General features: G+C 54.9%; 26 protein-coding genes. 1 reads left to right on the forward strand and 25 read right to left on the reverse strand.

The genetic code is table 11. The features are described from left to right. Position 1 precedes the first annotated feature (1 nt). The 10 genes from ACN0XZ_RS09645 to ACN0XZ_RS09690 all read right to left on the reverse strand — a co-directional run bounded on the left by ACN0XZ_RS09645 (position 2) and on the right by ACN0XZ_RS09690 (position 7,836). Positions 2–1,534 carry an acyl-CoA carboxylase subunit beta gene (locus ACN0XZ_RS09645; RefSeq protein WP_417457523.1) on the reverse strand — a complete coding sequence of 511 codons (1,533 nt, stop codon included), beginning with the start codon at positions 1,532–1,534 and terminating at the stop codon, positions 2–4. 99 nt (positions 1,535–1,633) lie between these two features. Beyond that, positions 1,634–2,332, reverse strand: a complete 699-nt coding sequence (locus ACN0XZ_RS09650; RefSeq protein ID WP_417457524.1) for an ATP12 family chaperone protein — start codon at positions 2,330–2,332, stop codon at positions 1,634–1,636. Positions 2,333–2,335: 3 nt separating this feature from the next. Beyond that, entirely contained in the window at positions 2,336–2,791 is a 456-nt protein-coding gene (locus tag ACN0XZ_RS09655) for a hypothetical protein (RefSeq protein ID WP_417457525.1), read from the reverse strand. 26 nt (positions 2,792–2,817) lie between these two features. Further along, the gene (locus ACN0XZ_RS09660) at positions 2,818–3,501 is read right to left on the reverse strand and encodes an HAD-IA family hydrolase (RefSeq protein ID WP_417457526.1); all 684 of its coding nucleotides are present in this window, start codon (positions 3,499–3,501) and stop codon (positions 2,818–2,820) included. After that, entirely contained in the window at positions 3,498–4,364 is an 867-nt protein-coding gene (locus ACN0XZ_RS09665; RefSeq protein ID WP_417457527.1) for a glycosyltransferase family 2 protein, read from the reverse strand. Before ACN0XZ_RS09665 ends, ACN0XZ_RS09660 begins: the two co-directional genes overlap by 4 nt. A 28-nt stretch (positions 4,365–4,392) precedes the next feature. Next, a complete protein-coding gene (locus ACN0XZ_RS09670; RefSeq protein WP_417457528.1) occupies positions 4,393–4,899 on the reverse strand; it encodes a dTDP-4-dehydrorhamnose 3,5-epimerase family protein in 507 nt (168 codons plus the stop codon). Between the two features lie 96 nt (positions 4,900–4,995). After that, positions 4,996–5,982 (reverse strand): RluA family pseudouridine synthase, encoded by a 987-nt coding sequence (locus ACN0XZ_RS09675; protein WP_417457529.1) that lies wholly within the window; start codon positions 5,980–5,982, stop codon positions 4,996–4,998. Continuing rightward, entirely contained in the window at positions 5,979–6,356 is a 378-nt protein-coding gene (gene crcB / locus ACN0XZ_RS09680) for a fluoride efflux transporter CrcB (protein WP_417457530.1), read from the reverse strand. Before crcB ends, ACN0XZ_RS09675 begins: the two co-directional genes overlap by 4 nt. A gap of 15 nt (positions 6,357–6,371) precedes the next feature. Next, positions 6,372–7,256, reverse strand: coding sequence for a hypothetical protein (locus tag ACN0XZ_RS09685; protein ID WP_417457531.1), 885 nt, complete (start codon positions 7,254–7,256; stop codon positions 6,372–6,374). Positions 7,257–7,326: 70 nt separating this feature from the next. Continuing rightward, complete coding sequence (locus ACN0XZ_RS09690) at positions 7,327–7,836, reverse strand: TetR/AcrR family transcriptional regulator (protein ID WP_417457532.1); 510 nt, start codon at positions 7,834–7,836, stop codon at positions 7,327–7,329. Between the two features lie 172 nt (positions 7,837–8,008). Here ACN0XZ_RS09690 and ACN0XZ_RS09695 point away from each other — a divergent pair, with 172 nt between their 5' ends. After that, on the forward strand, positions 8,009–8,434 hold the full coding sequence (locus ACN0XZ_RS09695) for a YciI family protein (RefSeq protein ID WP_417457533.1): 426 nt from the start codon (positions 8,009–8,011) through the stop codon (positions 8,432–8,434). Here the strand turns inward: ACN0XZ_RS09695 and ACN0XZ_RS09700 are convergent, their stop codons facing one another. The 15 genes from ACN0XZ_RS09700 to rpsE form a co-directional block, all read right to left on the reverse strand. Further along, positions 8,435–9,763 carry a replication-associated recombination protein A gene (locus ACN0XZ_RS09700; protein ID WP_417457534.1) on the reverse strand — a complete coding sequence of 443 codons (1,329 nt, stop codon included), beginning with the start codon at positions 9,761–9,763 and terminating at the stop codon, positions 8,435–8,437. A 25-nt stretch (positions 9,764–9,788) separates the two neighbouring features. Further along, positions 9,789–11,249 carry a Do family serine endopeptidase gene (locus ACN0XZ_RS09705; protein ID WP_417457535.1) on the reverse strand — a complete coding sequence of 487 codons (1,461 nt, stop codon included), beginning with the start codon at positions 11,247–11,249 and terminating at the stop codon, positions 9,789–9,791. A gap of 251 nt (positions 11,250–11,500) precedes the next feature. After that, complete coding sequence (locus ACN0XZ_RS09710) at positions 11,501–12,163, reverse strand: glutathione S-transferase family protein (RefSeq protein WP_417457536.1); 663 nt, start codon at positions 12,161–12,163, stop codon at positions 11,501–11,503. 134 nt (positions 12,164–12,297) lie between these two features. Continuing rightward, the gene (locus ACN0XZ_RS09715) at positions 12,298–12,822 is read right to left on the reverse strand and encodes an NUDIX hydrolase (protein WP_417457537.1); all 525 of its coding nucleotides are present in this window, start codon (positions 12,820–12,822) and stop codon (positions 12,298–12,300) included. A 12-nt stretch (positions 12,823–12,834) separates the two neighbouring features. Next, the gene (locus tag ACN0XZ_RS09720; protein WP_417457538.1) at positions 12,835–13,443 is read right to left on the reverse strand and encodes an O-methyltransferase; all 609 of its coding nucleotides are present in this window, start codon (positions 13,441–13,443) and stop codon (positions 12,835–12,837) included. Between the two features lie 119 nt (positions 13,444–13,562). Beyond that, positions 13,563–14,525: a phosphatase PAP2 family protein gene (locus ACN0XZ_RS09725; protein WP_417457539.1), complete on the reverse strand. Its 963-nt coding sequence runs from the start codon at positions 14,523–14,525 to the stop codon at positions 13,563–13,565. Between the two features lie 123 nt (positions 14,526–14,648). Then, positions 14,649–15,071 (reverse strand): 50S ribosomal protein L17, encoded by a 423-nt coding sequence (gene rplQ, locus ACN0XZ_RS09730; protein WP_417457540.1) that lies wholly within the window; start codon positions 15,069–15,071, stop codon positions 14,649–14,651. A 146-nt stretch (positions 15,072–15,217) separates the two neighbouring features. Continuing rightward, positions 15,218–16,234 (reverse strand): DNA-directed RNA polymerase subunit alpha, encoded by a 1,017-nt coding sequence (locus tag ACN0XZ_RS09735; RefSeq protein ID WP_417457541.1) that lies wholly within the window; start codon positions 16,232–16,234, stop codon positions 15,218–15,220. A gap of 89 nt (positions 16,235–16,323) precedes the next feature. Next, positions 16,324–16,713 (reverse strand): 30S ribosomal protein S11, encoded by a 390-nt coding sequence (gene rpsK, locus ACN0XZ_RS09740; RefSeq protein ID WP_417457542.1) that lies wholly within the window; start codon positions 16,711–16,713, stop codon positions 16,324–16,326. Between the two features lie 48 nt (positions 16,714–16,761). Further along, positions 16,762–17,130, reverse strand: a complete 369-nt coding sequence (gene rpsM, locus ACN0XZ_RS09745; protein WP_417457543.1) for a 30S ribosomal protein S13 — start codon at positions 17,128–17,130, stop codon at positions 16,762–16,764. Positions 17,131–17,244: 114 nt separating this feature from the next. Beyond that, positions 17,245–17,892, reverse strand: a complete 648-nt coding sequence (locus ACN0XZ_RS09750; protein WP_417457544.1) for an adenylate kinase — start codon at positions 17,890–17,892, stop codon at positions 17,245–17,247. After that, positions 17,889–19,220 (reverse strand): preprotein translocase subunit SecY, encoded by a 1,332-nt coding sequence (gene secY / locus ACN0XZ_RS09755; RefSeq protein WP_417457545.1) that lies wholly within the window; start codon positions 19,218–19,220, stop codon positions 17,889–17,891. The genes ACN0XZ_RS09750 and secY overlap by 4 nt, the downstream gene beginning before the upstream one ends. Before the next feature lie 58 nt (positions 19,221–19,278). Further along, entirely contained in the window at positions 19,279–19,734 is a 456-nt protein-coding gene (gene rplO / locus ACN0XZ_RS09760) for a 50S ribosomal protein L15 (RefSeq protein ID WP_417457546.1), read from the reverse strand. Positions 19,735–19,758: 24 nt separating this feature from the next. Next, positions 19,759–19,950, reverse strand: a complete 192-nt coding sequence (rpmD, locus tag ACN0XZ_RS09765; RefSeq protein ID WP_417457547.1) for a 50S ribosomal protein L30 — start codon at positions 19,948–19,950, stop codon at positions 19,759–19,761. A gap of 6 nt (positions 19,951–19,956) precedes the next feature. After that, the gene (gene rpsE, locus ACN0XZ_RS09770; RefSeq protein WP_417457548.1) at positions 19,957–20,538 is read right to left on the reverse strand and encodes a 30S ribosomal protein S5; all 582 of its coding nucleotides are present in this window, start codon (positions 20,536–20,538) and stop codon (positions 19,957–19,959) included. Positions 20,539–20,560: the final 22 nt, after the last annotated feature.

A 20,560-nucleotide genomic window follows, 5' to 3' on the forward strand; every position in this document is an offset into this window, starting at 1 on the left:
CTTAAAGCGGGATGTTGTCGTGTTTCTTCCACGGGTTCTCAAGGTGCTTGTTGGCAAGCTTCCTGAGGCCACGGATCACACGTTTACGCGTTGAATGCGGCATGATCACCTCGTCAATGAAGCCGCGCTGCGCCGCCACAAACGGGTTTGCGAACAGGTCTTCATAGTCTTTGGTGCGGGCGGCAATCTTCTCCGGGTCATCCTTTTCCTTGCGGTACAGGATTTCCACGGCTCCTTTAGCCCCCATCACGGCGATCTCAGCCGTTGGCCATGCGTAGTTGAGGTCACCGCGCAAGTGCTTGGATGCCATCACGTCATATGCACCGCCGTAAGCCTTCCGGGTAATGATGGTGATTTTGGGCACGGTCGCCTCGCCATAAGCGAACAGAAGCTTTGCACCGTGTTTGATGATACCACCATATTCCTGCGCGGTACCGGGCAGGAAGCCGGGCACATCCACGAGTGTGATGATCGGGATATTAAAACAGTCACAGAAACGCACGAACCGCGCCGCTTTCTTGGAACTGTCGATATCAAGACACCCCGCCAAAACCATAGGCTGGTTGGCGACAATGCCCACCGTCTGGCCGTCCATGCGGGCCATGCCGATGATGATATTGCCCGCGTGACGAGGCTGAAGCTCAAAAAAGTCGCCCTCGTCCACCATCTTCTCAATCACCTCATGCATGTCATAAGGTTTGTTGGCGTTTGAAGGAATGACGTTGTCGAGCGACATTTCGATGCGCTCTGGCTTGTCATAACTCGGGCGAACCGGTGGTTTTTCCCGGTTATTGAGCGGCAGAAAATCATAAAAACGACGGAGCTGGGCAAGAGCTTCAACGTCATTATCAAACGCCTTGTCTGCCACGCCTGACTTGGTGGTGTGCGTAGATGCACCGCCAAGCTCTTCCTGCGTCACCACTTCGTTTGTCACGGTTTTCACAACGTCAGGGCCGGTCACAAACATGTAGGAGCTGTCTTGCACCATGAAGATAAAATCGGTCATGGCCGGGCTATATACGGCACCGCCCGCACACGGCCCCATGATCATGGAGATTTGCGGCACAACGCCAGAGGCCAGCACATTCTTCTGGAACACATCAGCATAACCACCAAGGGCCGCCACGCCTTCCTGAATACGGGCACCGCCACTGTCATTGAGGCCAATAACAGGCGCGCCAACCTTCATGGCCATATCCATGACCTTGATGATTTTCTGTGCATGGGTTTCAGACAAGGAGCCGCCAAAAACGGTAAAATCCTGACTAAACACATAGACAAGGCGACCATTTATGGTGCCCGAGCCGGTAACAACACCGTCGCCCGCGAATTTATTGTCGCCCATACCAAAATCGGTACAGCGGTGCTCAACAAAGGTATCATATTCTTCGAAGCTGTCTTCATCGAGCAGAAGATCGATCCGCTCACGAGCCGTTAGCTTGCCGCGTGCGTGCTGTGCATCGATGCGGGCCTGCCCTCCGCCCATACGCGCCTCTTGACGCTTAACTTCAAGGCGTTCCAGGATTTCTTTCATCGTTTCCCTTCCCTCTGACTGCGGGCCGTTTGGTAGTATAGACCTTGGCCCTCACCCATAGCCAAATCGTTCTTATCTTCTTGATGCGCCGCTTTCCAGCTATTTATTTCGCAGGTGCGAAATAAACTCAGCCGTCGCAGTCAGGTCTGCATGCTGAAAGGCGCGCTTTTCTGCCACTTCGTCATCGAGGCCCCATTGTTCTTCCTGGTGGGTCGCATCAAGGATGCTGGCCTGCCACACGGCCTCAAGCAGGCTGAAGCCTTCCATGTAGGCAAGCGCAAGCACAAGAGAGCCAAGAGCATTCGTCAGCCCATGCAGGGCCGTGAGCTCAAAAGCATCATGGCCAGCGACCCTCGCTTTCAAGTGCTCAAGCGCTATGTCCTCTTGCGCCACGGGGAGGATACCGTTTGTAACGCGCAAGGGTGCGCCAAGTTCAACTCTCACCCATTCAAGATAAGGGTTCCACACCCGGTTTTGCCGCCGGATAAGCTCCTCCGGCTCATCCGCACGATAGCAAAGAAGGTCGGTACCACCGAAAGCGGCAACCTCGGCCACAACATCGCTGTGGCGCGGCGCCACACGGTCCAGTGCAGTGCTCGCCAGCCTTGTTTGCGGCATGGTATCGGGCAGGATTTTGTCTTCCTGCGCGTCCCATTCTGCCGCCACTGCATCCGCGAGCGCGCGCGTTGGCAACACAAGCGATGCCTTCGCTGGTGTTTTCACCATACGGCCATCAAGGGTAACAACATGGCCTGTGTCAGCGGCCTCAACCCCGACAGACTGATAGAATTTTCTCATAACCTAGCTTTTGTCTTCTTCTGATTTTTTTTGTGCGGTTTTCTCTGCCTGCATCTGGCGGGTGACTTCAGCGAGCTTGCGCCGGGAATAGCGCGCTTCTTTGCGCCGGGTGTTCATGCGTTTTTCTGCTGCGCCCGTTTCAACATGGAAACTTCCCGTGTAGCTCATGCTGGATTTTTCACCCTTCGAGGGCTTCTTGAGCATCATGTCAAAACCCAGCAAACGGTTACCAAGCCTTGGCACCCGGTAACAGAGCAGCAAGCACATGGCGATCAGGATTTCTATGCCAAGCACAATGGCGTAGCCAAGTGCGCCCTCGCCCCGAGGGCCCACGATCACATTTTCGCTCAGGTACGTCAGCACCGCCATAACGCAGAGTACGCCAGCGGCCCATAAAAAGCCGACACGCGGGCGGCGTGCTTCCGCATCAAGCTCGTTCTCGTTATTCTTCTTCACCATAAGTGATCCCTACTGCCTCTCAAGCTTCAGGCTGCCGCCCCAAGTACTGATTTCACATAAGCTGGTATGTCCAGAAAACTTGAAACAACCTCGGTCGCGCCAGAGGATTTCAGTTCATGAGACTGGTGATACCCCCAGTCCACACCCAAACCATGCGCACCAGCATTCTTCGCCATCATCATATCAAATGTTGTATCGCCGATCATCATGGCAGCTTGTGGGCTGCTTCCGGCCTCAGCTAGCGCCGTGTGGATCATGGAAGGATGCGGTTTTGACGGATGGCTGTCTGCGGTTTGCAGGGTCACGAAGAGGTGCCCAAGGCTATGCTCTTCAAGCACACGGTTGAGGCCGCGTACACTGTTACCTGTCGCTACGCCAAGCAAGTAGCCTTCCGCATTCAATTGCTCAAGCACCGCCTTTGTGCCAGGGTATAAGGGGTCTGGCCCTGCGGCTTCCTCCACCCGCAAGCGGTAGAAGGCTTTTTTATACACTTCCGCCAACCGCGCATGTTCATGCTCAGGCATATCAGGCAGCAAAACAGCTATCGCTTCAACAAGGCTCAGCCCCACAATCCGGCGGACGGCAAGGTCATCAACCGGCGCAAGCCCCGCAACTTTGAAGGTTTCATGCATGGCACCAACGATCATATGCTGGCTATCCACCAGCGTACCGTCGCAGTCAAATATGATGAGCTTTGTGTGACTATTCATTGAACGATTACGCCCGCATTGTCTGTGAGCTTTTTTCTTAGCCTAGTGGCTTCCTCCAACAGTTCCCGCTTCTCTCGGGCAAGACTATGAGCCATGAACTCATAACACCCCTGTTTGAGCACAACCCTACGCAAGGCTTTGTCTTCAATCTCATTCATACCATTCGCCCCGCGAATTCGTTCCAGCCAAACCCCAGATTCAGCAGCTCTCTGCTCTATCGACATTTTCCCCCGTCCGGGCGAATCCAGGTGAATAGTTGTCAATTTCGGGATAGTCATGAGACAGAGGTCCGACGTTTTCAGCCACTGTCTCCACATATGCAGATCCGCCCAGCTGTCTGCTGGAGCAACCGACCATCCTTGAGGCAGCCTGCCATAGGCGCTTCTGGAGTGCCCAGTACAGCTTGGGCCAAAGAAATTAAAACGCTTCTCTAACAAAACTTCACGGCAAAAAGGGTCGGCTATATCCCCTGGGAATATCTCCAGTTCACCATCCGGATACACACATCCGTGTAGCGTGTGGCAAAAATCGCTCTGTTTAAGTCCCTCTGCCAACACCTCAAGGTGACTTTCATGCCAGAGGTCATCGTCCCCAAGGTATGCAATATAGCGCCCCGTAGCGGCCATAACCGCCTTGTGGCGATTAAGCTCTCCCTTATGCTCCCCCTTTGGATTATCAAGAAACCTGATCCGGCTATCCTTTGCGCAAAATTCCGCCATAATGTCCCGTGTGCGGTCGGGTACGCCGTCGCCTGAGACAATCACCTCGAAGTCTTGCACAGTCTGCTGCTGTACACTCTTGAGCGCCCAGACAATGGTATCACAGTGGTTATAGGTGGGGATAACCACAGAAAACAAAGGCATCAATAGCTCCTTGAAAGTCAGGATGGGCCTATGAGAGCGCCTTCACCCGTTTATTATATTCGGCGATTGCCTCCTCAACCGAGTAGCCGGCAAGGTCTTTGGCGCAGACGACAGGGTTAGACATACCCCAATCAACCGTCAGAGAAGGATCATTATATCGGATCTCCATTTCGTCTTCGCCTGACCAATATGGAGAGAAGGCATTCAGATAAACACCGTCCGAGTTGAAACACATGCCGTGCGCAACCCCCGCTGGCAAGCAGACCACCTTGGGAACTTTAGCCTCTAGCTCAACTGTGCCGCACGCCCGAAAACTTGGCGAGCCCTCGCGAAGGTCGTATAATCCAAGCCTTAAACTACCCTGAACCACCACCACATATTCATGCCGCACAATATGCACACGCATTCCGCGGAGCGTATTGGAATCACAATGGAAAACCGTGACCTGATTTATGACGCTGGGAAGCTGTTCCTGCCGGAAGTATTCAAAAAGCCAACCACGCTCATCCGTGAAGGTTTTTCTTGTATCAACCATAACCCCGTCGGGGAGCGAGCCTGAGATCAACATATAGAGTCCAAAACCTTTTGTAGGGTTGAAGCGATCTGTTCGCCAACGAAATTGTTTCCAACCCTACTCGTCATGAGCCAGCGGGTCTTCGTAATCAGATATATCGAAACCGAGCATCTCGAAACTCGCCGCCATATGCGGTGCCATCGGTGCCGATACGGTCATACGCCCACCGGACGGATGCGGAAAGCTTACCGATTGGCTATGCAGATGCAGCTTCTTTGAGATTGAGCCCGAGAGAAAAGCATCAGCACCGCCATATTTACCGTCCCCGACGATCGGGTGGCCCATCTCCGCACAGTGCAGGCGCAGTTGGTGCGTCCGCCCCGTGTGTGGCTTAAGCGCAAACCACGCGGCCTCAGCGCCAGCGTTATCAACCACCGCATAATCTGTGAGTGAGTGCTGGCCGTCTGACGCCACAACCATGCGCTCATTCCCCTTGATGGGCGCTTTGCTCATTTTGAGGATGATGCGGCCATCACGCTGTTTCGGGCAGCCAATGACCAGCGCCCAGTAGCGTTTATCGGTTTCTTTGGTTTTGAAGGCGTTGGCGAGTGCAGCCGCTGCGTTTGGCGTGCGGCCCAGCAGCAATACACCCGAGGTATCCTTGTCAAGTCGGTGCACAAGCCTGGGCCTGTGGTGGCTGCCAAACCGCAGCGCATCAAGCATGCCATCAAGGTGCCGGCTTTGGCCGGTGCCGCCCTGTGTTGGCAGGCCCGCCGGTTTATTGATCGCGATCACGTCGTCGTCACGGTACAGCACCCAGGACTGTACTTCCCGAACCTCCGCATCGCTCATGTGGCGCTTGGCTTCTTTTTTAGGCGCAGCATCCTGGGTGGCATCATCATCAACCGGCGGCACACGGATCATCTGCCCCGGCTCGAGCCGTTCGTCGCCCTTCACCCGCTTGCCATCAAGGCGCACCTCGCCCTTGCGCATCATCTTTTGAACACGGCCAAAGCTCAGGCCCGGATAATGCCGCTTGAACCAGCGGTCGATGCGAATACCGGCATCATCGTTGTGAACAGGAACTGTTTTTACACCACTCATATCATCACCCGTCCAAGCCAAATGCCTATAAAAAGCGCTGCCAATCCAAGCAGCATGGAGCCGAAGGCATATGTGGCAGCTCCCGTCCAATCTCCCCGCTCAATCAGCAAAGCCGTTTCAAGCGAATAGGTGGAGAAAGTGGTGAAGCTGCCGAGCAGACCAACGGTTAAAAACCCGCGAAGCTCCTGACTGGTCTCGAACTTGAGGGCAAATGCCGTGATCAGGAACCCCATGAACAGGCTTCCTGCCACATTGACCACAAAAGTGCCATAGGGAAAACCCGAACCCAGCGCGCGGAAAATATAGCCCGCCACAAAATGACGGCTCAGTGCTCCCACCGCTCCGCCTATTGCAATTGCCAGCACCATCTGCATCGCTTCAATAGTCCTTTATTGCTCAACGCCAAAGATCCAGCCTTCAGTGCGGCGCACCTTAGCCGAGAGCGACAGCGGATTCCAGTATTTGCGCTCAAGCCCGATTAGGCGAAGTGCAGCGGCGGTAACACAGGCATCCGCGATATGATCATCAAAGTCGAGCCCAAGGCGCGGCATGCGCGACGTCTGCAAGTTGAGAAGTATGGATTTCAGCGCGGCAGCATCACGAATTTTGCCGCGATGGCCACCCATCGCCGCAAAAAGCGCTGCATATATTTCAACGATCACAATCGGCGCTGTGGTACAGTCGTCAAATGGCCAGATCGCAATATGGGAATGGTCCTTGATATGGTGCAACATCGCCATGGTGGAAAGGCCCGACAGCCCAACCTGACTAGGGCCAACAAGGTGAAACACGCTTTCGCAAGGGCCTGCCCCTGTTGCCGCCGCAAGATTTTCCGCCACCCGCATACGCCGCCTGTAGAGAGGCCCACGAACAGCACCGCGCAAGTAGTGATCTGCATACTGTTCAACAAAGGCACCGGCATAAAAGTCTGCCACCTGCGGCGCGTAGTTTGCTACAGCGCGCCACAGGTCCGCCACATCATCGCCGCACGCTGTGCTGCCGCCATGCACCGGCAGATAAGCACCCTCATCCATAAATGGCATCCCAAAGGACGAATCGATACCCACCAGCACCCGTTCGCCAGCACGCCGCCCAATGCCGCCCGCGAGCCATGACGCGAGCTCAAGGCGGCTCCAGCGTCGTTTCCCCGAAAGTGGCTTAACCCGCACGGGTGCACCGTCCCCAAGCATGCAACTCGCCACAGCCAAGCCGTTGTGGCTCGCACCTTTGGCCCCGGTCCAATCTATCCCAATGAATTGTGTAAACCCCTGCATGAAGCGCCCCGCGTAGATCAGCCCTCATTCTCGCGGTTCGGCGGTGCAGGTCAAGCAAAGGGTATGTGGCTTAGGTTCGTGCGGCTTTAAGGTCTGCTGCCAAACGGCGCAACAATGCGGCAGGCCCCGCAGAAAAATCACCGATTGCGCCGGGTGCCCTGGCCTGCGCCACAACATGCAGCGCGTGATAGAGGCGTGCAAGGCTCACGGCATCTTCTGGTCCAAGCTCATAAGCATCATCTAGAAGGGATGCGAGAAACGTTTCACGCCTCTCGTCAGCCGCGCGTACCACGTCGAGAATAGCGGCGTGGCTCACACCAAGGGCACGAACCCCGGCCTCAAGGTCATGGTCGATAACGTTGGTCAAGCGCACAAGTGTTGCGAGGCGCGCTTCCGGTGTGGTGTCGGCCGCAACGCTTTCGGCGATGTCATCGGTTTGTGTTTTCCGCCAGGCCTCCGCAAGCGCCAGCAAAAAACCGTCAATGGTACCAAAATGATGATAGAATGAGCCCTTGGTGCGCTTTGCTGACGCACATAGGCCCTCCACCGTCATCGCGGGCGGGCCATATTTCCTGAGCATATCAGCCCCAAACTGAAGCCAATCCTCTTTCGCCCATCTCGAACCCCGTGCCGTCAAACCATCCATCCGCTTATTTATTGAAACATACCATACCGTATGGTATGTACAATTCGAAATCAAGCGCGGAGACAGCGCGCGATAAAACAATGAGGTAATTCCAATGAAGACACTGATGGCAGCGGCATTTCTTCTCTCGGTCACCATGGTTGGCGTAAGTGCTTCATCTAGTGATGGGACAGCAGCCATGACACCAACGACATCAACCACCCAAGAAAATGCGAACACCGTATATGCGGCCATATATCGCCCCGGCCCCGCATGGCAAGAAGGTAAGCCAATGGATGAACAAGGCTTGCGCCCTCACGGGCTTTACATCCGCGACCTGAGAGATGCGGGGAAGCTGATCGCTGGTGGCCGCCTGGTTGAAACAAACGGCGGCTTGGCTGTGTTTCGTGTTTCTTCGATTGAAGAGGCTCGGGAGATAATTGCGTCCGACCCGGCGATCAAAAGTGGCATCTTTGAAGCCGATGTCCAGCCATGGATGATCGCTTTTTCTGAGAAAGCATTCCCCGTGAAGCCCCTCTATCCGCAGGAATAGCTATTCAGCCTTCCGGGCTGCGGATTTCTCAGCATACTCGCGCCGTATACGGGCGAAATAGTCGAGCCGCTTTTGTATATCGCGCTCGAACCCGCGCGCGACTGGCTTATAGAAACCTTGCCGGTCGAGCTCGTCCGGAAAATAATTCTGCCCTGAAACACCACCTTCCACATCGTGGTCATAGGCATAGCCGTCCCCGTACCCGAATTCTTTCATCATCTTGGTGGGAGCGTTGAGGATATGGGCGGGCGGCATCAGGCTACCGGTGGCCTTGGCGCTGCGTTTTGCGGCCTTCTCGGCCACATAGGCGGCGTTCGACTTGGGCGCTGTAGCGAGATAGATAACCGCCTGCGCGATTTGCAACTCCCCTTCCGGGCTGCCGAGAAACTCGTATGTGTCTTTCGCCGCCAAAGCCTGATGAATGGCCTCAGGGTCCGCCATACCGATATCTTCGCTCGCGAACCTTACAAGGCGGCGGATCACATACATGGGGTCTTCGCCCGCTGTCAGCATGCGCGCGGTCCAGTATAAGGCGGCATCGGCGTCCGACCCTCTCAGCGACTTATGAAGCGCTGAAATCAGGTTATAGTGGCCATCCCTGTCTTTGTCATAAGAAGGTGACCTCTTCTGCAGAAGTTGCGCAAGCGCTGCGGCATCCAGCGTTTCATCACCTGCAAGGTCATAAAGGGTTTCAACACAGTTGAGAAGGAACCGCCCATCACCGTCGGCCATCGCTTTGAGGGCTGTGCGGGCATCATCCGCGAGCGGTAAGGCTTTACCAATTTCAGCCTCCGCGCGCGCCATCAGCTCCTCAAGCGCGGCATCGTCATGCCGGTTCAACACCAGCACCTGCATTCGCGACAGAAGCGCGCTGTTGATCTCAAACGACGGGTTTTCTGTCGTGGCACCGATCAAAATGATCGTGCCATTTTCCACATAAGGCAGAAAACCATCCTGCTGGGAACGGTTGAACCGGTGGATTTCATCAACAAACAGGAGCGTGCCTCGCCCGCTCATGCGGCGGGCTTTTGCGGCCTCAAAAACCTTCTTGAGGTCTGCGACACCTGAAAAAATGGCTGATATCTGTTCAAACGCCAGCTCACCATGCCCCGCAAGCAAGCGGGCGATAGTGGTTTTGCCGGTGCCCGGTGGCCCCCAGAGGATCAATGACGTGATACGCCCAAGCTGAGCCATGCGCCCAAGGGCACCACCGGGACCAAGCAAATGGTCCTGCCCCACCACTTCATCGAGAGATTTGGGGCGCAGGCGATCAGCGAGAGGGCGCGGGGCCTCTTCCTCAAGCCCCGCTGTTTCAAACAGATTGCTCACGAGCCGCGCCTTTCTCCTGAGCCGCTTACTGGCGGCACCGGAACGACCGGTTCGGGATGATCATGCATTCCTGCTGCTGACCCCGGCGGCGGATCTGGTAGATGTAGCGCTCTGCATCTTCTTCAAGTGCTGCATCAATATCCGCCACATAGTCGATACGGTTACCATTAATGCCCAGAAGGATATCGCCGGGGCTCAGGAACTGATACCGGCCCGCAGGTGTCCGGCGGTCAACCTCAAGCACGATAACGCCCTTGAGGAATGGATCGACCTGCAACTCGTCATTGAAGCGCGGTGACAGGTTTGCGACCTTCACACCCTGGAACGGATGGCGACCATCAAGCACGGTGATATTGCGCTTGGGCTCTTCCGGTGGCAGGGCAAGCGTGACCGTGCGCTCCTGAATGAAACCGTCACTTAGAACCGCGAGTGTTACTTCTTCACCCGGCTCCATCGTTGCTATGCGGAAGTTCAGGCCCGGCTCGTCGATCACCTCTCTGCCACCAACCGCCATAATCACATCGCCTGGGCGTATTTCCGCGAGCGAAGCCGGGCTACCGGCAAAGACGCTGTCAATCAGCACACCGCCTGCACGGTCAAGCCCAAGGCTTGAGGCAAGGTCACCTGTCACCGACTGGCCGTTCACACCAAGCCACGGTCGCACAAGCTGGCCTTCATTAAGGGCAGCCCGCAACACGGACTTGACCATATTCGCGGGCACCGCAAAACCAATGCCGTTGGAGGCACCCGTGCGGCTGTAGATCGCCGTATTGATACCAAGAAGATCGCCGCCCATGCCCACAAGCGCACCACCTGAGTTGCCCGGATTTACCGCAGCATCTGTCTGGATAAAAAAACCAAAGTCGGAGATACCCTGCTGGGTGCGCGCTGTTGCCGACACAATGCCCCCGGTAACGGTTTGCCCGATACCAAACGGGTTACCGATGGCAAGCACAATATCACCCACCAGCACATTGTCGGAGTCAGCGATAGCTAGGCTCGCAAGCTGCTCATCCCCTACATCGATGCGGAGGATAGCGAGGTCAGTACGCGGGTCGTCAAGCACGATGGTGGCTTCAAATTCACGGCGGTCCGCCAACACGACCTGAATTTCATCAGCACCTTCAATCACGTGGTGGTTAGTTACGATCACACCGTTCGGACGCACAATCACGCCGGACCCAAGTGACCCCCGCACCCGTTCTTCCGGCATACCAAAGCTGAACTGGTCACCAAAAAAGCGCTGAAACAGCGGATCATCAAAAAGAGCAGACCGGCGCGAACGTACCACTTTTTTGGTATAGATGTTCACCACTGCCGGAGCCGCACGAGAGACAAGAGGCGCATAGGAAAGCTGTACCTGCGCATTCGACTGTGGCACCGCGCGCTCAACCTCATAGTCCTGCGCCATCAGGGCCCTGGTGGGCAGAAGCGCTCCAATAGCAAAAGTTATCGCGACTGATAGGTGTTTCACGGTCCGTAGCATGGGTACTGCATTCCTTGTGTTCTGAATACTCAGTTGCCAGTTCTCATCTGCCCGTTATGGCGGACAGAGCGGTCTCGCGCAAGGTTCTACTTGGTGCGGGCCGCTGGCACTTTCAAGCGCGCACCCTTGAGCGCGATCATGGCGTAAAAATGACCGTACCTCTTCCAAGTCTTCTAATGCGAGTTTGGACCCTACCCAAAACAAAAAGGGGAGCATGATCGCTCCCCTCCTCTATCCCGTTTTTCCGCTGGTTATGCGGAAGCCTTCAGCTCACCTTCACGCTCAAATGTCGCCAATTGAGCCGCAAGCGCTTTCTGGAATGCGGGCCGGGCTTCGCAGCGTTCCTTGTAGGCGTTGAGGTTGGGGTATTTCGCCAAGAGATCCGTGTGCCGCAGAATGCGGAGTACGGTTACCATCATCAGGTCACCGACCGTGAAAGTCTCCCCGTCCAGATAGGATTTATCACCCAGCGCTTTTGAGAGATCGCTCAAGCGACCTTCAAGTCTTTCAATCACTGCGGGGCGGCGTTCTTTTGCCCAATCGGCCCCGGCGTTGAAAATATCGATCTCGACCAGCCCTTGAATAACCCCTTCCATGGAGTTGAGCGCTGATATCATCCAGGCGGTGGCGCGGGCTTTGCGGTTCGCATCACCCGGAAGAAGTGCGTCCGATTTGCCCGCAATATGCAGGAGGATCGCGCCGGATTCGAAAAGCGTGAGATCACCGTCCTCAATCGCGGGTACCTGCCCGAAGGGCTGAATGGCCTTATAGGTGTCTGTGAGCTTTTCTTCGTGGCTGATCACCTGTTCCTCATACGGCTGGCCAGCCTCTTCAAGCGCCCAGCGCACCCTCAGGTCACGCACCAACCCCACAGCGAAGTCCGGCACCCAACCAAAAACATATAATTTCATCATGGCATATCCTCGTACGTTCAGGCCGGGCACCGTCGTGTGCGGCCCGGCAATTGATATCTGTACGCATTCCCCGACAAGGATAATGCCGTACGAAAGATGGCCTTGCTAGAGATATGCGGGAAAAAAAATAGTGATCAGCCAGACTGTGCTCTCAGATACTCACCAAGAAGGAGCGCGCAATCAAGGTCAACAAGCTCACCCGAAGCAAGGAGCTTCGCGAACTCGGCACCCGAGAGTAGAACCGGCTCGGCCACCATATTTGGGTCTTCTTCCGGGGGCTGAACCTTGCGGCAGTTTTTCGCCAGATAGATATGTTTTCTTGCGGTTGAGTAGGCGGTTACATAGGTGGTGGTGAGTTCAGTGAAGTCCCCTGCATAGCCAGTTTCCTCCATCAACTCTTTGCGAACTGTTTCAAGCGGGGTGTGGCCCTCGTCTATCATGCCACCGGGCATGTCATAGACGTATCGGTCCGGCCCCGGCCTGAACTGCCGTACCATAAGAATATCGCCGTCTTCAGTGATGGCGCCACAGATGGCGAAATCTGGTTCCTCTTTGACATAGTAGCGGTAGTCTTTGCCGCAGTGTTCATAGCGCCGCTCAACCACTTTCATGAACGGGTTTGCATATATCTCACGCTCATCCAACCGCTTCACGTCCATGCCCAAAACACCTCAACTCATTCGCGTTGCAATCATCACACCCGTTGCCCAATCGAGGCTGACAACGCGGATAGCCTCCCGCCGCGCCATGTCAGCCACAAAAGCATCCACCGTTGACTGATGCCCCGACGGCCAATTTGGCTGTGGCAACAGGTCGTCAACCACATACATACCACCGGGGGTTAGAAGCGCCAGCGTTTCATCAAGCAGCTTAAACTTGCCTGCCCATGTATCCGCGAATATCAGGTCAAACTGTTTGGGGCCAAGCGCCTTGATGAAGTCCTCTGCATCCTCACAGCACAGGGTGAGCCTTGGATCACCGCCCAGATGCCGCTTGGCAACTTCCTGGAACTTGCGCTCCTTGTCTACACTCACGAGCCGCCCCTCGGGTGAAAGGCCAGCCAGCATCCACGCGGTGGACAGCCCCGTGCCGGTGCCAAGCTCGAGGCATGTACCGCCGGGTTTGCTTCCTGTGAGCGCCCGCAGAAGGGAGCCAACCGACGGGTCTGACGCCATATCAAACCCGAGTGCCTTGGTTTCAACCGCAAGCGCCGAGAGCGTTTGCCCCAAGGTTTTCATCGCATTTCCCGGTATTTGTTGCTGCCATTTCTCTAGTCTCACCTCAAACCTCCGATTGTCCCCACGGCGCGCGTGTGTGCCCACCTGTCATGTTCGGACGCTAGAAAAGAAAAAGGGCGACCAGAAGGCCGCCCGAGCGCACATTGTGGAAAATTCATGGCTTAGCTGTGATCCACCGATATCGCTTTACCCTGTGCAAGGCCAAGCTTCACAAAAATGAGGGGCGCGAGCAGGAGACCTGCAGCCCCCGCAGCTGCATATCGGCCAAACTTGGCCAGATGCCCAAGAAGCGAAGCACGGTCAAACAGGAGGTCGGACAACCAGCCAAGGAGTGCGAGTGTCAGCACAACGCAGGCCAAGGTCATCAGATGGCGTAGCACCCGCTGAAACGCCACACCGCTATGGGCCTCAAAACCCACATAACGGCGTTCTATGGGTTCAACCAGCACAATAGCAGTCAGGAACCCCAAAATACCAATCACAGGCGTTGGCGGCTGGTTTAAACTGTCACCACCTACTATCCACACCAGCAAGCTGGCGAAAACAAGCAAACCGACCTGTGCTTTGGACCTCTGCCGCCCCCATACCTGCCCGATCTGCACTGCGTAGCACGCGCATATAAAGGCGAGCATGCCGCCAAACAGCCAGCCGAGCAGAATGTCCTCCACATAGTGAACGCCCAGATAAGGTCGGGAGAGGCCAATCAACAGCACCACAAAAAGCGATGCCACTTTGGCCCAAAGAGTTCGCACTTGAGTGAACAGGAAACCATAGAAGGCTGCGGCACACATCGCATGCCCCGAAGGTGTGGAATATTCGCTCACCAGATGTCGGGCCCGTTCAGCGGACGCGGCCCACATGGTCATCCACTCCCCTTCCGCAACAAAGGGCCTTGGGTTCATGATCGCAGTTTTCAGGAGATGGTTGAGACAGAAGGTCAGAAGCACGAGCACCGCGAGCCTGAAACCAAGTTGCCTGTTCATCGCTACATAAATGAATGTCACAACGAGAATGTAACCCTCAGCCTCGCCCAGCTCGCTAAAGAGCTGGAAGATCTGGGTCAGGCCCTCGCTGCGGTAGCTTGCGATCTCACGCAGCAGATCAGTGCCCCAAGGTAGCTGCATTATACTCCCCCTCATGTAGCTTTAGCACGAGGGCTGATGATCAGGGCTATGGGTCGATTGTCAAGGCAAAGAAAAAGGGCGACCAAAAGGCCGCCCTTTAAACTTTATGGGTAAAAACGAGGCTTAAGCCGCGTCTTCTTCCATGTCCACGTCAGCGGTTGGGCCGCTGTCCTGGCCTTTGGCTTCTTCGTTACGGTCAACAAGCTCAATAACAGCCATTGGCGCGTTATCGCCGTGACGGAAACCAGCCTTAAGAACACGGGTGTAACCACCAGCACGCTCTTTGTAACGGTCAGCAAGCTCGTCAAACATCTTCTTCACGAGTGTTTCGTCCTGCAGACGAGAAACAGCAAGGCGACGATTAGCAAGGCCACCTTTCTTCGCGAGAGTGATGAGCTTCTCAACGATCGGGCCAAGCTCTTTCGCTTTTGGCAAGGTCGTTACGATTTGCTCGTGTTTGATCAGCGCTTGGCTGAGGTTCTGGAACATAGCCTTACGGTGGCTAGCGGTCCTATTCAGTTTACGGCCGGCTTTACGGTGACGCATGGTCTCACTCCTTGATGCCTGTCCGGCCTTGGGCAACCCTTAAGGTCTTCCTTTGGCGCCTAGTACCGGCAGGTGTCCCGCGCATACATGCGGGAGGTTTTCAAAATGGAAGAAAAGCCCCTCGCATGAGGGACTTTTCCGGTTTCTTAGTAGTCTTGCTCAAGTTTCTTGGCGAGCTCTTCGATATTCTCAGGCGGCCAAGCTGGCAGTTCCATGCCAAGGCGCAGGCCCATGGACTGAAGAACTTCCTTGATTTCATTAAGCGACTTGCGACCAAAGTTTGGCGTCCGCAGCATTTCTGCTTCGGTTTTCTGAACGAGGTCACCAATGTAAACGATGTTGTCGTTCTTGAGGCAGTTCGCGCTACGCACAGAAAGCTCAAGCTCATCAACCTTACGGAGAAGCTGACGGTTGAACGCAGGTTCGTCGTCGTCTTCCTGTTTGGTGGCTTCTTCAGGTTCATCGAAATTAACGAAGATGGCAAGCTGGTCCTGAAGGATGCGCGCCGCAAACGCGATTGCATCTTCAGGTGTTACTGTACCGTCTGTTTCAATTTCCATGGTCAGCTTGTCATAGTCGAGAACCTGGCCCTCACGGGTGTTCTCTACTTTGTAGCTTACTTTTTTCACTGGGCTGTATAGTGCATCCACAGGAATGAGGCCAATTGGCGCATCTTCCGGACGGTTGCGGTCAGCAGGGACATAGCCCTTGCCACTTGCCACAGTCAGTTCCATGTTCAGTGTCGCACCTTCATCGAGGTGGCACAGCACGAGATCCTTGTCGAGGATATCAACATCCGCAACTTCCGAAATCGCACTCGCTTTAACTTCACCTGGGCCAGAAGCTGTGAGGTGAAGGCGCTTAACGCTGTCGCTGGTTACGCGAACCGGCAATTGCTTAATGTTAAGAACGATGTCGGTTACGTCTTCGCGTACGCCAGGTACGGAAGAGAACTCGTGCAGTACACCTTCAATGTGTACGCTCGTTACTGCACCACCCTGAAGCGATGACAACAGAACACGACGCAGGCCATTGCCCAGTGTCATGCCGTAGCCGCGCTCAAGCGGTTCAACAACGATTTTGGCTTTACGAAGCGGGTCTGCACCCGGCTCAATCGTAAGTCCGTTTGGTTTAATCAGTTCCTGCCAGTTTTTCTGGATCACGGTGTAACCCTCATTTTGTATGACGCTTAAATGCGCCAAAGGATTCGCGCCAATACTCGGCGGTAACTACCCTATACTCAAAGAATGCCTTAAACGCGGCGGCGCTTCGGCGGGCGACAACCATTGTGTGGAATTGGCGTTACGTCACGAATGCTCGTGATAACAAAGCCAATAGCCTGAAGCGCGCGCAGAGCAGACTCGCGACCAGCGCCAGGACCCTTCACTTCCACTTCCAATGATTTCACGCCGTGGTCTTGTGCTTTTTTACCAGCATCTTCCGCCGCAACCTGTGCAGCATATGGCGTGGATTTGCGTGAGCCCTTAAAGCCCATCATGCCCGCAGACGACCAGGAAATTGCGTTTCCTTGCACGTCTGTAATTGTAACCATCGTATTGTTGAACGATGCATTTACGTGAGCAACACCGTTGGTGATGTTTTTCCGCTCACGGCGCTTAATGCGACCTGTATCTTTAGCCATCTCTAACAGACCCTAAAATATGGGGGGACCTAAACAGCCTAACCCTGATTACTTCTTCTTACCTGCGATAGCGACCGCTTTACCCTTACGGGTACGTGCGTTCGTGCTCGTGCGCTGACCGCGCGTCGGCAACTTAGCACGGTGACGAAGACCACGATATGTCTTGAGGTCCATCAACCGTTTAATATTCATTGCAACTTCACGGCGGAGGTCACCCTCTACAGTGAAATCTGCATCGATCATCTCACGGATCTGAATTACTTCAGCATCGGTGAGTTCCGAAACCCGGCGTTCACGGGGGAAATTCAGCTTAGCGCAGATTTCCGTGGCCTTAGTGCGGCCAATACCGTGAATATAGGTCAAAGCGATTTCTACTCGCTTGTTGGTCGGAATGTTAACGCCAGCAATACGCGCCACGACCGTTTCTCCTAATTACAAAGTTCACGTCTATCAGTTACGAATCACAAGACGTGCCGAAGCCGGGGATTATATGAACAAACCCCGGTTCGTCAACCGCCTTATGACAGTTTTTTACGCAGCCAAAACTGCGTCTATTTGTGCAGCAACTTCATCTATACCGGCCATGCCGTCAACTTGCTGCAAAATTCCTTTTTCCGCATAGTACGGCAACACTGGTGCCGTTTGTGCGTAATATTCTTCCAAACGCTTGCCAACGGTTTCCGCGTTGTCATCCGGGCGGCGCTTGAACTCTGTGCTGCCACACACGTCACACACACCATCCACCTTCGGTTTCAGGTTGGTATCGTGATACCCTTCATTGCATTTGGCGCAGGTATAACGACCTGCGATACGATCGACAAGTGCATTGTCGTCAACTTTCATCTCGACAACCGCATTCAACTTAAGGCCCTGGTCTGTAAGCATGCCGTCAAGCGCTTCCGCTTGCGCTACCGTGCGCGGGAAACCGTCGAGAATAAAACCGTTCTTGCAGTCATCTTCCTTGATGCGGTCACGGATAATGCCGATCACGATCTCGTCTGACACAAGCTGGCCTGCATCCATCTTCGCTTTTGCTGCCACACCCATCTCGGTTTTCGCAGCAACCGCAGCCCGGAGCATATCGCCCGTCGAAAGCTGCACGAGGCCTTTTTGTTTTTCGATACGCTGAGCCTGTGTGCCCTTACCAGCACCCGGAGGGCCGAACAGAATAACGATCATTTCCGGCCTCCCTTAAGACGAGCCTTCTTGAGGAGACCCTCATATTGCTGCGCCATAAGGTGCGAGTGAATTTGGCTCACAGTGTCCATCGTCACGTTCACCACGATCAGCAGGCTCGTACCGCCAAGATAGAATGGAACCGCCGCCTGGCTCATCAGCACCTCAGGGATCACACAAACGAGTGAGAGGTAAGCCGAGCCAATAACCGTGAGGCGTGTGAGAACATAGTCCAGATATTCTGCCGTGCGCTTGCCAGGGCGAATACCGGGCACAAAGCCGCCATGTTTCTTCAGGTTATCAGCCGTGTCTTCAGGGTTGAACTGAATAGCGGTGTAGAAGAAGCAGAAGAAAACAATCAGCGCCACATATAGTGCAATATAGAGCGGCTTGCCTGGGCCGAGGATCGCCGTAACCGTGCCGAGCCATTCCGGGCCACCAGCCTGATAGAGGTTGGCAACAGTCAGCGGCATCAGAAGAAGCGAGCTTGCAAAGATCGGCGGGATAACGCCGGCAACGTTCAGCTTCATCGGCAGGTGCGACTTGTCACCTTGGAACATACGGTTGCCCTGCTGCCGCTTGGGGTACTGGATCACAACGCGGCGCTGGGCGCGCTCACAAAGTACGATGAACCAGATGAGCGCAGCTGCGCCAACAAGCATCGCCAGCAGAACTGCAAGGGACATCGAACCGGCGCGATTGAGCTCAAACGCTTGCGCGAGCGTACCGGGCAACTCAGCAACAATGCCTGCAAAAATGATAAGAGAAATACCGTTACCAATGCCACGCTGGGTGATCTGCTCACCAAGCCACATCAGGAACATGGTCCCGCCGACGAGTGTAATAACGGTTACGAAGCGGAAGAAGAAACCTGGGTCAACCACAACACCGGGCTGGCCTTCAAGGCCAGTGGCAACCGCATAGCCCTGCACGATGGTCAGGAGCACGGTACCAAAACGGGTGTACTGGTTGATCTTCTTGCGGCCTGTCTCACCCTCTTTTTTCCATTGAGCCAATGTCGGGCTCATGGTGGTGAGGAGCTGCATGATGATAGAGGCCGAGATATAGGGCATGATACCAAGCGTGATAATCGACATCCGCTGCAGTGCACCACCCGAGAAGGTATTCACCATATCGATGAACCCGCCCCCCATGCTTGCGAACATGCTCGCAAGGGCATCTGCATCGATGCCTGGAAGTGGGATGTAAGTGCAAAGTCGATACACAATAAGTGCACCAAGAGCGAACCAAATACGCTTTTTAAGTTCCTCGGCTTTACCGATGGAAGCAAAGCTAATATTGGACGCTAGTTGTTCTGCAGCGGAAGCCATATACGCCTACCTCAGCCCCTTGATTGTTTTTGCGGTTATCTCGGCCTTTATCGCTATCTTATGCGACGGTAACTTTGCCACCGGCTTTTTCAACAGCTTCGATTGCACCTTTGGATGCGCCCGTTACCGTGATGTCCACCTTGGCTTTCAGTTCACCTTTGGCCAGGAGACGTACGCCGTCAACAACCTTGCCGACCACACCAGCTTCCACCAGCGTCTCAACAGTGATTGGTTTTTTGGCGTCCAGTTTCTTCGCATCAATCGCCTGTTGCAGACGGCCGATGTTCAGCACCTGGAAGTCACCTTTGTTCAAGCTCTTGAAACCACGCTTAGGAAGGCGGCGGTAGATTGGCATCTGACCACCTTCAAAACCGTAGATCGCTACGCCTGAACGCGCTTTCTGACCTTTGTGACCGGAACCGGCGGTTTTACCTTTGCCGGAACCGATACCGCGACCAACACGAGTGCGCTCTTTACGGGCGCCGTCGTTGTCACGAAGTTCATTGATTTTCATGCGTCTTCTCCGATCACGCCGGGCTTAATCTTCAACGCGCACCAGGTGGTGCACCTTGTTGATCATGCCACGAACAGCTGGTGTATCCTCCAGCTCGCGCGTCTTGTGCATTTTGTTAAGCCCGAGGCCGACCAGCGTAGCACGCTGGTCTTGTTCACGGCGGATCGGGCTACCGATCTGTGTTACTTTAATCGTTGCTTTTTTCTTCGCAGCCATTGGTCATTACTCCGCCGAATTTGCTTCTGCAGCATCGTCGCCTTCGTCCGTACCACCAACGACTTTAATGTCGCCACGGCGTGCTACGATGTCAGCAACTTTCTTGCCACGCTTGGCAGCGATCTGACGTGGTGAGTTCTGGTTAACCAGAGCGTCGAATGTTGCGCGAACCATGTTGTATGGGTTCGAGCTACCTTGCGACTTTGTCACAACGTCCTGTACGCCAAGTGCTTCAAACACTGCGCGCATCGGACCACCTGCGATGATACCGGTACCCGCAGAAGCGGTGCGCAGCAGAACCCGACCAGCGCCGTGACGGCCCTTAATGTCGTGGTGCAGCGTACGGCCCTCACGAAGCGGTACACGGATCATGTTTTTCTTAGCAGCTTCAGTTGCCTTCCGGATCGCTTCCGGCACTTCACGTGCCTTACCGTTCCCGAAGCCTACACGGCCACGCTGGTCACCAACTACTACAAGAGCAGCAAAACCGAAGCGACGACCACCTTTAACAACTTTGGCTACGCGGTTGATGTGAACCAATTTTTCAATCAGTTCACTTTCTTCACGATTGCGTTCTGGGCGTGCCATTTGACATCCTTTTCCTTATCTC

The organism is Kordiimonas sp., from assembly GCF_048264555.1.
Taxonomy (GTDB): domain Bacteria; phylum Pseudomonadota; class Alphaproteobacteria; order Sphingomonadales; family Kordiimonadaceae; genus Kordiimonas.